General features: G+C 71.3%; 11 protein-coding genes and 1 riboswitch. Of the genes, 2 read left to right on the top strand and 9 right to left on the bottom strand.

What is annotated here, in order from left to right; all coding sequences use genetic code 11:
- Positions 1 to 101: 101 nt before the first annotated feature.
- From AB0B40_RS24965 to AB0B40_RS24975, 3 genes are all read right to left on the bottom strand, one after another.
- Positions 102 to 1,133, bottom strand: a complete 1,032-nt coding sequence (locus AB0B40_RS24965; protein WP_345050303.1) for an NlpC/P60 family protein — start codon at positions 1,131 to 1,133, stop codon at positions 102 to 104.
- Between the two features lie 212 nt (positions 1,134 to 1,345).
- On the bottom strand, positions 1,346 to 2,689 hold the full coding sequence (locus AB0B40_RS24970) for an NYN domain-containing protein (protein ID WP_345050300.1): 1,344 nt from the start codon (positions 2,687 to 2,689) through the stop codon (positions 1,346 to 1,348).
- Positions 2,690 to 2,735: 46 nt separating this feature from the next.
- A complete protein-coding gene (locus AB0B40_RS24975; RefSeq protein WP_345050297.1) occupies positions 2,736 to 2,975 on the bottom strand; it encodes a hypothetical protein in 240 nt (79 codons plus the stop codon).
- 152 nt (positions 2,976 to 3,127) lie between these two features.
- On the opposite strand from AB0B40_RS24975, the gene AB0B40_RS24980 reads away from it, so the two are divergent.
- On the top strand, positions 3,128 to 3,922 hold the full coding sequence (locus AB0B40_RS24980) for a rhomboid family intramembrane serine protease (RefSeq protein ID WP_362265650.1): 795 nt from the start codon (positions 3,128 to 3,130) through the stop codon (positions 3,920 to 3,922).
- Positions 3,919 to 4,200, top strand: a complete 282-nt coding sequence (locus AB0B40_RS24985; protein ID WP_345050290.1) for an Lrp/AsnC ligand binding domain-containing protein — start codon at positions 3,919 to 3,921, stop codon at positions 4,198 to 4,200. The genes AB0B40_RS24980 and AB0B40_RS24985 overlap by 4 nt, the downstream gene beginning before the upstream one ends.
- 13 nt (positions 4,201 to 4,213) lie before the next feature.
- Here the strand turns inward: AB0B40_RS24985 and AB0B40_RS24990 are convergent, their stop codons facing one another.
- From AB0B40_RS24990 to AB0B40_RS25015, 6 genes are all read right to left on the bottom strand, one after another.
- Positions 4,214 to 6,844, bottom strand: coding sequence for a PQQ-binding-like beta-propeller repeat protein (locus tag AB0B40_RS24990; protein WP_362265651.1), 2,631 nt, complete (start codon positions 6,842 to 6,844; stop codon positions 4,214 to 4,216).
- 73 nt (positions 6,845 to 6,917) lie between these two features.
- Positions 6,918 to 8,294, bottom strand: a complete 1,377-nt coding sequence (locus AB0B40_RS24995; RefSeq protein WP_362265653.1) for an aminotransferase class V-fold PLP-dependent enzyme — start codon at positions 8,292 to 8,294, stop codon at positions 6,918 to 6,920.
- Positions 8,295 to 8,422: 128 nt separating this feature from the next.
- A riboswitch (SAM riboswitch) is annotated at positions 8,423 to 8,539 on the bottom strand.
- Between the two features lie 75 nt (positions 8,540 to 8,614).
- Positions 8,615 to 9,679: an anthranilate phosphoribosyltransferase gene (gene trpD, locus AB0B40_RS25000; RefSeq protein WP_345050281.1), complete on the bottom strand. Its 1,065-nt coding sequence runs from the start codon at positions 9,677 to 9,679 to the stop codon at positions 8,615 to 8,617.
- A 121-nt stretch (positions 9,680 to 9,800) separates the two neighbouring features.
- Complete coding sequence (locus tag AB0B40_RS25005; protein ID WP_345050279.1) at positions 9,801 to 11,438, bottom strand: cytochrome bc complex cytochrome b subunit; 1,638 nt, start codon at positions 11,436 to 11,438, stop codon at positions 9,801 to 9,803.
- Positions 11,435 to 12,493 (bottom strand): Rieske 2Fe-2S domain-containing protein, encoded by a 1,059-nt coding sequence (locus AB0B40_RS25010; RefSeq protein ID WP_345050276.1) that lies wholly within the window; start codon positions 12,491 to 12,493, stop codon positions 11,435 to 11,437. The genes AB0B40_RS25005 and AB0B40_RS25010 overlap by 4 nt, the downstream gene beginning before the upstream one ends.
- Positions 12,490 to 13,302, bottom strand: a complete 813-nt coding sequence (locus AB0B40_RS25015; protein ID WP_345050273.1) for a c-type cytochrome — start codon at positions 13,300 to 13,302, stop codon at positions 12,490 to 12,492. The genes AB0B40_RS25010 and AB0B40_RS25015 overlap by 4 nt, the downstream gene beginning before the upstream one ends.
- Positions 13,303 to 13,315 lie beyond the last annotated feature (13 nt).

Here is a 13,315-nt window from a genome sequence, read left to right on the forward strand (position 1 = left end):
CGCCCCGCCGCTGACGCAGGTCACCGGCGGGGCGTGGAGTCAGTTTCGGTTTCTGTGATTCGCCCGTTCGGGCGCCACCGTGTCCGCGTACGGGGCCCTGGTCAGACCCGGACGCCGAACTGGAACGGCATGTTGCCGATGGCCTCGTAGCGGACCACGGCGCCGGTGTGCGGGGCGTGCAGCACCTGGCCGTTGCCCGCGTACAGGCCGACGTGGTGCAGGTCGCCGTAGAAGAAGACCAGGTCGCCGACCTTCAGGTCGCTCATGCCGACCCGGGTGCCGATGTTCGCCTGCGCCTCGGAGGTGCGCGGGATGGAGACGCCGGCCTGGGCGTAGGCCCAGGAGGTCAGACCCGAGCAGTCGAAGGAGGACGGGCCGGTGGCGCCGTAGACGTACGGCTTGCCGATCTGGCTCTGGGCGGCGGAGAACGCGGCCGAGGCACGGCCGGAGGCCGGCGGGGTGTCGCCGAGGTCGACGCGCTCGGTGGAGGAGCGGTTGGCGCGCTGCTGCTGCTCGGCGAGCTGCTGCTTCTCCTTGGCGGTCAGGGTGTTCAGGAGCTTCTGCGCCTCGGCGAGCTTGCCCTGGACTTCCTGCTTCTTGTTGCCCAGTTCGGTGCGGGTGGCCGAGAGGTCCTTGAGCTTCTCGGTGGCCTCGGCACGCTCCTGGGCGAGTTCGCGCTGTTTGTCCTGAATCTTCTTCAGGGCGTCGACCTGCTGGCCGCTCAACTGGTCGAGCGTGGACGCCTTGTCGAGGTAGTCGTCCGGGTTGGAGGACAGGAACAGCTGGACCGAGGCGTCGATGCCGCCGGAGCGGTACTGCGCGGTGGCCAGCGAACCCAGGCCGTCGCGCAGCTTGTTGAGCTCCTCCTGGCCACGGGCGACGTTGTCCTGGATGGTGGAGATTTCCTTCTGCAGCTTCTGCTGCTTCTCCTTGGCGCCGTTGTACTTCTCGGTCGCCTGCTCGGCCTGCTCGTAGAGCTTGTCGACCTTGGCCTTGACCTCGTCCTTGCCGGGCTTCTCGCTCGGCGCGGCGTTGGCGGCGTTGGCGCTGAGCGCGACGGCAGCTGCGGCAGCGGTGGTGAGCACGGTCACGCGAGTGCGGCTCGGCTGCTTGGGTCGACGGTGGGACGCCACGGAGGACGAACTCCTTCTTGTGAGTGTTCACCCGTTCGGAGGTTCGAGCCCCGACCCTAGTGACCCAGTTGTGATCAGTTCAAATCCTCACACCGAAAAATCCCGTCACGCAATGCATTCTTTGCACACAACTCACATCCAGTGATGCGCGATTGACACTACGTTGCGTGACGATAAGCCCAATTCGGGCATTAGCGGTGTCCGTTGGACCTTCAGGACAGCCGCTTCAGAAGCACCGCGGAGGCCACCGGCCGGGCACCCGCCCTGGCGACCCCGTCGGCCACCTCCCGGTCGGTGGAGGCGACGATGACCGGACGCCCCGGCGGCTCCGCGCGCACCAGTTGACGGATCAGCTCGTCGGCCGTGACACCCGGCTTGGAGAACAGCACCCGCACCCCGCGCGGCGGCGCGAGCAGCACCGGCGCGGCCAGTTCGGCACCGTCGAAGACACACGTCACCTCGGCCCCGGTCTGCGCGGCGAGCGCCGAGAGCTGGCCCAGCAGCCTGAGCCGCTGCTTCTCCAACGGCATCTGCGGATAGCCGGTCTTGGTCACGTTGTAGCCGTCCACGACCAGATGCGCCTGCGGCAGCGCCAGAAGCTGGTCGAGAATGGCCGGATCGTTCTCCGACAGGGCGCGGGCCGCGATGTCCTTCGGGGTCATTCGCCCCGGTTCGACCGCGTCCACGGTCTCGGCCGGGCGCACCGACACCGGCGGCAGGGCGAGTTCACGCCGGAGCCCCTGGGCCGACTCCAGCAGGGTGTCGAGCAGCAGCCGCACCCGCATGTCCTCCACGCTGCGGCCCTCCCGGGCCGCCCGGCGGGTGGCCTCCAGCGCGGCCTCGGCCTCGCCCAGGCGGGTCTTGAGCCGCCGGGACTCGCTCTCCGCCGCCGACACCTGCGCCTGCGCCTCGGCGCGCACGGCGTCGGCCTCCCCCTGCGCCTTGCGCAGCGCGGCCTCGCCACGCTTCACGTCACTGACCGCCGAACGCAGCTTGCGGTGCAGCGACTCCGCCTCCTTCTTCGCCGACTCCAGCTCCGAGCGCAGCCGTTCGGTCTCGGCGCGGGTGTGGTCGCGGGCCCGCGCCAGCTCCGCGCGCAGCCGCTCCAGCTCGGCCCGGCTCTCCTCGTCGGCCCGCTCGGCGTCCGCGCGCTGGGCCTCCTCGCCGGCCGCGGTGACCAGCTTCACCCAGCCCGCCGGGCGCAGCACGTAGGCCGCGGCCGCCACGTCGAGCGGGTCCGCGGCCGGGGGCGGGGCGCCGGAGTCGAGGGCGCCGGCGAGTTCCGGCTGCGCCTCTCTGAACTTCTCCCCGATCCGCTGCCGGAACAGCGGATCGGTCTCCAGGGCCGCCGCCATCGCGTTCCCGGCGAACTTCGCCCGGCGATTGGGGGCGAACCGGGCGTACTGTCTCAGCTGGGCCGGAAGTTCCGCCACGGTCAGGCCGCCGAAGCCGTCCGAGACGATCTGCACGATGCGTCGGCGCACTCCGTCGGGCAGCGGACGGTCAAGCACCTCGGCGGTGCCGTCGCCCGGCCCCCCGCCTGCGGTCTCCACCATCCGTCACACCCCAATACCGAATGAGCCTCTGCGGGGGCCGCTCCGCTCAGGAGCCGGCGCCCGGCCTGTCCACGAGTTCCACCTGATCCAGCGCGTTGCACCAGCGGCACCGCACCGACTCGATGGTCTCACTGACCACCTCGCACTCCTCCACCGTCGGCTCCCCCGCCAGGTCGAGGTGGACGTACTCGACGACCTTCGACGAGCGGGTCACGTCGAACCGCGTGAGGTTTCCGCACAGGGTGCAGCGCCACCGTGTCGTGGCCGTCGGCAGGGGAACCGTCATGGCGACTGTCCGCTTCCTTCTCGTGTCGGTCCGCGCCGTCCCCGGCGCGTGTGGCTCGTAACCCTACGGCCTGGCGGGGACTCGCCGCCCGTCAACCCATGGCGGCGAGGCGGTCTGTCAGCCTGCGTCCCGTTACGTCATGCTCTGTAGTCATGATCAGCACCTCCAGCACGGCGGCCGACAGGGCACTCAGAACGGTCCGGGCGACCTCGGCGGCGCCCGTGACGTACGGCCTCATCGCCCTGTGCTGCCTGCTCTTCGCCCTCGGCCCGGCCTCCGGGCTGGTCCCCGGGTACGGCTCCGGGGACGCGCTGGTGGCCGCGCAGCGGGCGTACTTCCGGCGCTGGGGCGTGGTCCCCGCCGAGCTGTTCGACGGATCGGCCGGCGCCGCGCTCACCCCGGCCACCGCCCTGTTCGTGCACGGCAGCTGGGTGCATCTGCTCGGCAACATGCTCTTCCTCTTCGTCTTCGGGGCGATGACCGAGGAACGGATGGGCCGGGTGGAGTTCACCCTGTTCTACGTCGGCTGCGGCTGTCTCGCCCTGCTGGGCTACGCGGCGGCCAACGCCGACTCCGAGCAGTCGCTGGTCGGCGCCTCCGGCGCGATCTCTGCGGTCCTCGGAGCGTTTCTTTACCTGTTCCCCCGCGCACGCGTGACCAGTCTCCTGCCGTTCCTGTTCTTCCTGCCGCTGCGCTTCCCGGCGTGGGTCGTGCTGCCGTTCTGGGCGGCCCTGCAGTGGCAGGCGGCCGGACAGGCCTCCGACGGGCCCGGGGTGGCCTATCTGGCCCACCTGGTGGGGTTCGGGCTGGGCTTCGGCTACGCGTGGGCGCGCTACGGCGGTGGGAGGGGTCCGGGGGGCGGCCTCGGAAGGGCGGTGGCGACGGACGGGACGGCTAGAGTGAAACCCGCCCCAGCTCCGGTCACCGAGGGAGAGAAACAGCCGTGATCACCGCGATCGTCCTGATCAAGACCAGCGTGGACCGGATCCCCGAGATCGCGGAGCGGATCGCCGCGCTGGAGAGCGTCAGCGAGGTCTTCTCGGTCACCGGCACCTACGACCTGATCGCCATGGTCAGGGTGCGGCAGCACGAGGACCTCGCCGAGGTCATCCCGGGCCGGATCAGCAAGATCCCCGGCGTGGAGGGCACGGACACCCACGTCGCGTTCCGCACGTACTCCCAGCACGACCTGGAGGCCGCGTTCGCGATCGGCCTGGACAACTAGGGTCTGAGTACACCTAGCCGCCCACCTCCACCGCGGCGATGCCGCTGCCCGAGGGGACGTAGAGGCGGCTGCCCTGCGCGACCGGCAGGTGCTGGTCGTCGCCCGCCTCCTGGCCGAGGGGCTCGCTCCACCGCTTCCGGCCGTTCAGGTCCAGGGCCCAGACCCGGTCGGCCGCGCGGGCGTACACGGTGCCGTCGGCCACCACCGCGCGGGGCTCGCCCGCGAGGGCGTACGTCCAGGCACGGGAGCCGTCGGCCGCCCGGACGGCGTACACCGTGCCCGACTCCGTACCGACGGCCAGCGCACGGTCGCCCGCGGTCATGGCGCCGGAGTCGGCCTCCCTGCGCCACAGCCGCCGGCCGTCCGCGATCCGGAAACCCTGCCGTACGGCGGGGGCGTCCGCGAACAGGGTGGTGCCCGCGAGGGCGACAGCCCTGACGTCGGTGCCCGCGGACACCTGCCACTTCCGCGCCCCGTCCCGCGCGTCCAGTGCCAGCAGGGTGTCGCCGTAGCTGCCCGTGCAGATCACACCACCCGAGACGAGCGGTGTGCCGGTGGGTCCGGCGGGCGTGCTGGCGGTCCACCGCTCACCGCCGTCACTGTCGTAGCGGCGCAGCCCGCCCGTGTCCGTGCCGCCGACGGAGACGAGCACATCGGAGCCGAGCAGCACGGGGACGGCGTACGCCAGGTCGCCGAGGGTCCGGGTCCACAGCGGGCTGCCGGACAGGCTCACCGCGGTCAGCCGGCGCACGTCGTCGGCGTGCAGGCCCACCACGCAGTAGACCGCGTCCCGGGTGACCACGGGGGTGGAGACGTCGTCGCCGAGCCGGACCTTCCAGCGCTTGGAGCCGTCCCGGGAGATGGCGTGCAGCACACCGCCGGAGGTGCCGGCGTAGACGACGGAACCGTCCGGGGAGAGCGCGCAGCAGGCGCCGTCCAGCCCGCCGATGCCGCCGAGGTCGTACTGCCAGCGCAGCACCGCGGACCGGGCGGCGGCCGGGACCGCCGTCACGCCCGGGTCCGACGGGTCGGGCGCCCGGTAGCTGCCGCTCATGCCCTCGCTCTCGGTGGTGAAGCCCCGCATCAGCGCCCAGCCGCCGCCCGCCACCCCGCCGACGGCGACGGCCCCGCCCGCGAGGGCCGCCAGGAGCCGGCGGCGGCCGGGGGCGACGGGACCCGGGCGGCGGACGTCGACCGTAGGACCGCCGGAGGGCACGGCCGCCTCGGAAACGGTGGCGGACACGGCCCTCGCGGACACCTCACCCGCCGTACCGGAGCCAGAGGCCAAGGACGCCTCCGGGTCCGGACCGACTGCGGAGGACACGGACACCTCCGGGGCCGCCGCAGAGGCGGAGGGCACGGATGCCTCTGGGCCCCGGGCGGAAGCGGGGACCCCGGGCGCCCCGGACGCAGAGCCCGGAGCCCCGGACGCCTCGGGGACCGGCGCCAAGACGGAGGACGCGGAAGCCTCCCGGGCCGTCGCGGACGCGGACCCGTCCGACGCCATCACGGACGCGGGCGCCCCGGGCGCCCCGAAGGCCGTCACCGGCGGTGCGGACGTCTCGGGCGCCGCCCCGGGCGGCTCCGAGGCCGGCGCCGAAGCCGGTGTCTCGGGGGTTTCCGGGGCCGGCGTCGAAGCGGACGTGTCGGATGCCGTCGCGGGCGGCTCGGAGGGCGGCGGCGCGGCGGGGGCACCCGGCGCAGTCGCGGAGGTCGGAGCGGCGGGTGGCGTGGGTGCCAGGTACTCCACGCCGCTGGGGCGGGCGTCGGGGGACGGGCTCGGGCGGGCCGTGGAGCCGTACCAGCCCGGGCGGATGCCGGTGCGCAGGGTGTCCGGGGTGAATCCGGCGTCGGCCACCACCTGCGCCGGCTCCGGGCGCTGCAGCGGGTCCTCGCGCAGACAGGCCGTCACCAGCGGCCGTACCGCCTCCGGCACGCCGGACAGGTCGAAGTCGCGGGTCAGGATGCGCAGCAGGACCACCGAGTCCTGGCCCTCGCCGAACGGTTCACGGCCGGCCGACGCGTAGGCGAGGACGGCGCCGAGGGAGAAGACGTCGCTCGGCGGCCCGACCTGGCCGCCGTTGCGGATCTGCTCCGGCGAGACGTAGCCGACCGAGCCGACGACCGCGCCGGTGCGGGTCAGCGAGGTGGCCTCCAGGGCGCGGACGATCCCGAAGTCGATGACCCGGGGGCCGTCCGGGCCCAGCAGGATGTTCGACGGCTTCAGATCGCGGTGGACCAGACCCTTGCCGTGGATGGCGGCCAGCGCCTCGCCGAGCGCGGCGGCGAGGATCCGCACCGCGGGCCCGGGCAGCGCGCCGTGGTCCAGGACGGCGTCCCGCAGATTCGGGCCGGGCACGAACTCCGTCGCCATCCAGGGCCGTTCGGCCCCCGTGTCGGCGTCCACGACCCGCGCGGTGTAGGTGCCCGCGCCCCCGACGGTCTGCGCTGCCCGGACCTCGTGGCGGAAGCGGGCGCGGAAGGTGCGGTCCTCGGCGTGCTCGGCCCGCACCACCTTCACCGCGAGGCGCGGTCCGTTGCGGGACCGGGCGAGGTAGACCTCGCCCATGCCGCCGGCGCCGAGTCTGTGCGTGACCTCGTACGGGCCGATGTGGCGCGGGTCGGTTGCGCGCAGCGGCTGCACTCCGTGCTCCCCCTGTCCGATGTGCTGTCAGGGGGAGGTTATATCCGCCTCCGGGGCTCCCGCGTACGGAGGTTCACACGGCGGGCACGCAGCGGCCGTCCTCCGTGCGGTACTGCCACTTGGCGCCGTCCCGGACCAGCTCCCGCACGGCCGTGACGAACCGTTCGACGTGCTCGTCCGGGGTGCCCGCGCCGAAGCTCACGCGGATGGCGTTGAGGGACTTCTCCCCCGGTGCCGCCTCGGGGGCGCCGCACTCGCCCTGGGCCTGCGGGTCGGTGCCCAGCAGGGTGCGGACCAGCGGGTGGGCGCAGAACAGGCCGTCGCGGACGCCGATGCCGTACTCGGCGGAGAGCGCGGCGGCGAAGTGCGAGCTGTTCCAGCCCTCGACGACGAAGGAGATGACGCCGACGCGCGGGGCGTCGTCGCCGAAGAGGGAGAGGACCAGCACCTCGGGGACCTCGGCCAGGCCCTCGCGGACCGTGCGGACGAGGTCCTGCTCGCGGGCGACCAGGGTGTCCCAGCCGGCCTCGGTGAGGGCCTTGCAGGCCGACGCGATGGAGTAGGCGCCGATGACGTTCGGGGAGCCGGCCTCGTGCCGGGCGGCGCTGTCGTGCCACTCCACGTCCACTCCCCCGTCGGTGCGCCGGGTGACCTTGCGGCTGGCGCCGCCGCCCGCGAGGTACGGCTCCGCCGCCTGAAGCCAGTCGGCGCGGCCCGCGAGGACACCGGCGCCGAAGGGGGCGTACAGCTTGTGCCCGGAGAAGGCGATCCAGTCGACGTCCAGGTCGGCGATGTCGACGGGGTGGTGCGGGGTCAGCTGGGCGGCGTCCAGCACGATCCGGGCGCCGTGGGCGTGCGCGGCGGCGGCCAGTTCGCGCACCGGCCACAGCTCGCCGGTGACGTTGGAGGCGCCGGTGACACAGACCAGGGCCGGCCCGTGGCCCCCTTCGGCGGACACCGCGCGGTCGGCGAGGGCCCGCTCCAGGGTCTCCACGGCCTGCCGCGGGGTGCGCGGGGCGTTGAGATAGGTGACGTCCGCGTCCTGCCAGGGCAGCAGGGAGGCGTGGTGCTCGGTCTCGAAGACGAAGACCTGGCAGCCGGCCGGGAGCGAGCGGGCCAGCAGGTTGAGGGAGTCGGTGGTCGAGCGGGTGAAGACCACCTGGTCGTCCGGGCGGCAGCCGAGGAACCCGGCGACCGTGGCGCGGGCGTTCTCGAACAGCTCGGTGGAGAGCTGGGAGAGGTAGCCGGCACCGCGGTGGACGCTGCCGTAGTAGGGGGCGTAGGCGGCGACGTCGTCCCAGACGCGCTGGAGGGCGGGGGCGCTGGCCGCGTAGTCGAGGGCCGCGTAGGTGACTTCGCCCCCGGTGACCAGCGGGACGGTGACATCTCGCCCCAGAACGGGCAGAGGGGTGCAAATGGACCGGTCGGTGGCAGCGGTGGAGACAGACATGGCGGAACTCCCGTGAGAGGAAAGCGAGGAAGAGAGAAAAGGGTGTGCGGAGGCGGGGCTCTGCGGCCCTAACGCATTCGCTTGCTCACGGAAGACTCCTCGACGACCAGGATCCCCGGGTTCGTGAGGATCCGCGCTTGCCGGGGACCTTGCTGTCCACGGCCTGGTCTTCACCCGGGGCACCCCGCCACGGACGGAGGGTTGCCGGACAGTCGGCCGGGGCCTCATGACTGTCACTCATGACCTGGTACAGGAACGTACGCGAGATGATCGTCGCCCCGCAACCCGTGTCCGGATCGCGGGACGGCTCCCGGTGAGGTTCAGGCGTTGCTGGCGGCCACCCAGCGCTCCAGCGAGCGCTTGGCCGCGCCCGAGTCGATCGACTGCGCGGCCTGCGCCATGCCCGCGCGGATCTGCTCGGCGAACGGCGCGTCCGTCGGCCGCAGCGCCACCAGCGCCGCCGCCGAGTTCAGCAGTACGGCGTCCCGTACGGCCCCGTGCTCGCCGTCCAGCAGGCGGCGGGCGACCTCCGCGTTGTAGGCCGCGTCGGCGCCGCGCAGGGCCTCCACGGGGACGAGGCCGATACCGACGTCCCGCGGGTCGAAGAACTCCTCCGTGACCTTGCCGTCGCGGACCACCCAGACCCGGGAGGCGGCGGTGACGGTCAGTTCGTCCAGGCCGTCCTCGCCGCGGAAGACCAGGGAGGAGTTGCCGCGCTCGGCGAGGACACCGGCCACGATCGGAGCCATACGGGGGTCGGCCACACCGACGGCCTGCGAGCGCACCTGGGCCGGGTTGGTCAGCGGACCGAGCACGTTGAAGGTGGTGCGGATGCCGAGCTGGGAGCGGGCCGCGGCGACATGGCGCAGGGACGGGTGGAACCGCACCGCGAAGCAGATGGTGATGCCGGCTTCCTCGGCGACCTCGGCGACCCGCCGCGGGGTCAGGTTCAGATTGATCCCGAGCTTCTCCAGGACGTCGGAGGAACCGGAGGCGGAGGACGCGGCACGGTTGCCGTGCTTGACGACCTTCGCGCCCGTGCCCGCGACGACGATCGAGGACATCGTGGAGATGTTCACCGTCTTGGCGCCGTCGCCGCCGGTGCCGACGATGTCGACCGCCGGGCCCGGCACCTCGATCACGTTGGCGTGCGCGTACATCGTCCGTACGAGTCCGCTGATCTCCTCGACCGTCTCGCCCTTGGCGCGCAGCGCCACCATGAACCCGGCGATCTGCGCGTCGGTCGCCTCGCCCCGCATGATCAGGTCCATCGCCCAGGCGGTGTCGTCGGCGGACAGGTTCCGGCCCTCCAGCAGGCCGTTCAGCAGGGCGGGCCAGGAGCGGCCCGCCGCGGTGTCGCCTCCAGCGGGGGTCACAGCGCTCATCAGCCGCTCCTCGTAGACAGTCCTGAAACGTCGTACACCACCCTATCCAGCCCAGGACAGGGCGAAGGGCCCCGTCCGGGGTACGGACGGGGCCCTTCGGCGTGGCGTGGCGACGCGGGGATCAGTGGTGGCCGTGGCCGCTCGTGATCTCCTTGTACTCCTCGACGGTCGGCTTGGGGATCTGGTTGTCCTCGCCGTAGAAGCCGTGGGACAGCTTGGCCCGCAGCTTCTGCGAGACCGGCACCTTGCGCTCGACACCGTTCTCGTCGACCGCCGGGCCGATCTCGGCCGGCTCGTACTGGTGGTGCGCCGTGAGCGTGTGCAGCTGCTCCTGGCTGAGCGGCTCGTGCACCTCGATGAACTCACCGTGGGGCAGGCGCTTGATGATGCCGGTCTCGCGACCGTGCAGCACCTTGTCGCGGTCGCGGCGCTGCAGACCCAGGCAGATCCGCTTGGTCACGAGGAACGCGATGACCGGTCCGGCGAAGAAGAAGATCCGGACGAACCAGGTGACGGCGTTGATCGACAGGTGGAAGTGCGTGGCCCACAGGTCGTTGCCGCCGCCGACCAGGGTGATCATGTAGATCGTCACCCAGGCGACACCGAACGCGGTACGGGTCGGGGCGTTGCGCGGGCGGTCCAGGATGTGGTGCTCGCGCTTGTCGCCGGTCACCCAGGACTCGATGAACGGGTATACCGCGATCACCGCGAGGACCAGCGGGAAGAGCACCAGCGGGATGAACACGCCCAGGACCAGCGTGTGGCCCCAGAAGTTGATCTCCCAGCCCGGCATGAAGCGGATCAGACCCTCGGCGAAGCCCATGTACCAGTCGGGCTGGGCGCCGGTGGACACCTGGTCCGGACGGTAGGGGCCCATGGCCCAAATCGGGTTGATCTGGGCGACCGCCGCGATGGCCGCGATGACACCGAAGACCAGGAAGAAGAAGCCTCCGGCCTTCGCCATGTACACCGGCAGCAGCGGCATGCCGACGACGTTCTTCTCGGACTTTCCGGGACCCGCGAACTGCGTGTGCTTGTGGTAGAAGACCAGGATCAGGTGGCCCACCATCAGGCCGAGCATGATGCCCGGCAGCAGCAGGATGTGGATCGAGTAGAACCGGGCCACGAAGTCGTGGCCGGGGAACTCTCCGCCGAACAGGAAGAACGACAGGTACGTGCCGACGATCGGCACGGACAGGATCGCGCCCTCCATGAAGCGGACACCGGTGCCGGAGAGCAGGTCGTCCGGGAGCGAGTAACCGGTGAAACCGGTGAACATGCCGAGGACGAACAGCAGGAAGCCGAACAGCCAGTTGATCTCACGCGGCTTGCGGAACGCGCCGGTGAAGAACACGCGCATCATGTGCACGAACATGCCGGCGAGGAAGATCAGCGCGGCCCAGTGGTGGATCTGCCGGACGAGCAGACCACCGCGCACGTCGAAGGAGATGTGCAGGGTCGAGTTGAACGCCTCGGACATCAGCTGTCCCTGGAGCGGGACGTAGCTGCCGTGGTACTCCACCTCGTTCATCGACGGGTGGAAGAACAGCGTCAGGTAGACACCCGTCAGGATGATGATGATGAAGCTGTACAAGCACACTTCGCCCAACATGAACGACCAGTGGTCGGGGAAGATCTTGCGCATGTTGGCCTTGGCCAGGGAGTAGATCCCGAGCCGGCCGTCGGCCCAGTCGGCGACACGCTCGCCGGCCGGTGCCTTCCCGCGAGAGCGGGCCTCTTGGTTGGGCGTAGTACTCATCCGCGCTCCCAGAATGCAGGACCGACGGGCTCCTCGAAGTCGCCGAGAGCCTGGAGGTAACCCTCACTGTCCACGCCGATCCGCAGCTGCGGCAGGGCGTGGCCGGCGGGACCGAAGATCACTCGGGCGCCGTCGGAGAGGTCGAAGGTGGACTGGTGGCACGGGCACAGCACGTGGTGCGTCTGCTGCTCGTACAGCGAGATCGGGCAGCCGACGTGGGTGCAGATCTTCGAGAAGGCGACGATGCCCTCGTGCGACCAGTCGAGCTCGCGCTTGTCCTTGATGTTGTCCGGCTGCAGCCGGACGATCATCAGGGCCGCCTTGGCGATCTCCGTCTGGAACTCCTCGGACTTCTCCTCCAGGCCGTCGGGCTTGGCGAAGGTGAGGGAACCGACGATGACGTCCTCGGGACGCAGCGGCTGGTTCGTGTTCATGTTGACCAGGCGCTTGCCCTTGGCCCACATCGTGTGCCGGAGCTTGGTGCCGGGCGCCGGGCCGAGGCCGCCGAGCAGCATGACGCCGGAGAGCGGCACCAGGGCCAGCGCGCCGAACATCGTGTTGCGGATCAGCTTGCGGCGGCCGATCGCCGACTCCTTGGCACCATCGCGGAAGTCCGCGTGCACCTTCGCCCGGACGTCCGCGGGAGCCTCGATCGGGTGACGCTCGTCGGCGACCTCGACGTCGGACATCAGGGTGCGGGCCCAGTGGACCGCGCCCGCGCCGATGCAGAACAGCGCCACACCGAGGGTCAGGCCCAGCGTGAAGTTCATCGCGCTGAGGTGACCGATCGGGAAGACGAAGATCGACTTGTCGTTCGGGATCACCAGGTACGCGACGATGAAGCCGATGGTGGCCAGCATCGACACCGTGAACAGCAGGGCGACCATGCGCTCGGACCGCCGGGCGGCCCGCTCGTCGACGTCCTGGATCCGGTGCTCGTGCGGCGGCAGCCCCGGGTTGGCGAACGGGTTCTCCTCGTCCGCGATCCCTACCGCGCCGTGTGCGTGGTCCTGCTCAGCGGGCAGGTTCTCTTCTGGAATGTCTTGGCTACTCATGACTTCTTGGCCTTTGCGGTCCGAGCGGCGACCCAGACGGCGATCGCGATCAGCGCGCCCAGACCGAAGATCCAGGCGAACAGACCCTCACTGACCGGCCCGAGGCCGCCCAGCTCCAGGCCGCCGGGGTTCTCGGTCTTGCTGCCGTTGACCGCGTTCAGGTACGCGATGATGTCCTTCTTGTTCTTCTCCGACATCGTGGTGTCGGGGAAGGACGGCATGTTCTGCGGGCCCGTCTGCATGGCCTCGTAGATGTGCTTCGGAGCGACACCCTCCAGGCTCGGGGCGTACTTGCCCTTGGTCAGGGCACCGCCCTTGCCGGTGAAGTTGTGGCACTGCGCGCAGTTGGTGCGGAACAGCTCGCCGCCCGCGGCGATGTCCGCGCCCTGCGGGCCGTACTGCTGCTTGGTGGGCACGCTCGGGCCGGCACCCAGCGACGCGACGTACGCGGCGAGCTGGTCGATCTGGGCCTGCGTGTAGATGGGCTTCTTCTTCGGGACCTGGGCGCCCTGCGAAGTCGCGGCGGGCATACGGCCGGTGCCGACCTGGAAGTCGACGGCGGCTGCACCCACGCCCACGAGGCTCGGGCCGTCGGAGGAGCCCTGGCCACCGGTGCCGTGGCAGCTGGCGCAACCGACCTCGTAGAGCTTCTTGCCCTCCTTGATCGTCAGGGACTGGGAGGTTTCATCGGCCTGCGCCTTGCCCGCGGGCGCGAACGCGGCGTACAGCCCCCCAGTGGCCGCCAGCGCGAGGAGTAGGACGACGACCGCCGCCAGCGGATGGCGTCGTCGTGCGGAGAGCTTTTTCACGGATTACCCCGGT

This window comes from Streptomyces sp. NPDC042638, assembly GCF_040647235.1.
In the GTDB taxonomy this organism is placed as follows: domain Bacteria; phylum Actinomycetota; class Actinomycetes; order Streptomycetales; family Streptomycetaceae; genus Streptomyces; species Streptomyces rameus.

Excerpts from the sequence above, each read along its gene's own strand:
- AB0B40_RS24975 (WP_345050297.1), bottom strand. The coding sequence starts at position 2,975 with ATGACGGTTCCCCTGCCGACGGCCACGACACGGTGGCGCTGCACCCTG.
- trpD (WP_345050281.1), bottom strand. The coding sequence starts at position 9,679 with ATGAGCGCTGTGACCCCCGCTGGAGGCGACACCGCGGCGGGCCGCTCC.
- AB0B40_RS25010 (WP_345050276.1), bottom strand. The coding sequence starts at position 12,493 with ATGAGTAGCCAAGACATTCCAGAAGAGAACCTGCCCGCTGAGCAGGAC.
- AB0B40_RS24995 (WP_362265653.1), bottom strand. The coding sequence starts at position 8,294 with ATGTCTGTCTCCACCGCTGCCACCGACCGGTCCATTTGCACCCCTCTG.
- AB0B40_RS25005 (WP_345050279.1), bottom strand. The coding sequence starts at position 11,438 with ATGAGTACTACGCCCAACCAAGAGGCCCGCTCTCGCGGGAAGGCACCG.
- AB0B40_RS24970 (WP_345050300.1), bottom strand. The coding sequence starts at position 2,689 with ATGGTGGAGACCGCAGGCGGGGGGCCGGGCGACGGCACCGCCGAGGTG.
- AB0B40_RS24980 (WP_362265650.1), top strand. The coding sequence starts at position 3,128 with ATGATCAGCACCTCCAGCACGGCGGCCGACAGGGCACTCAGAACGGTC.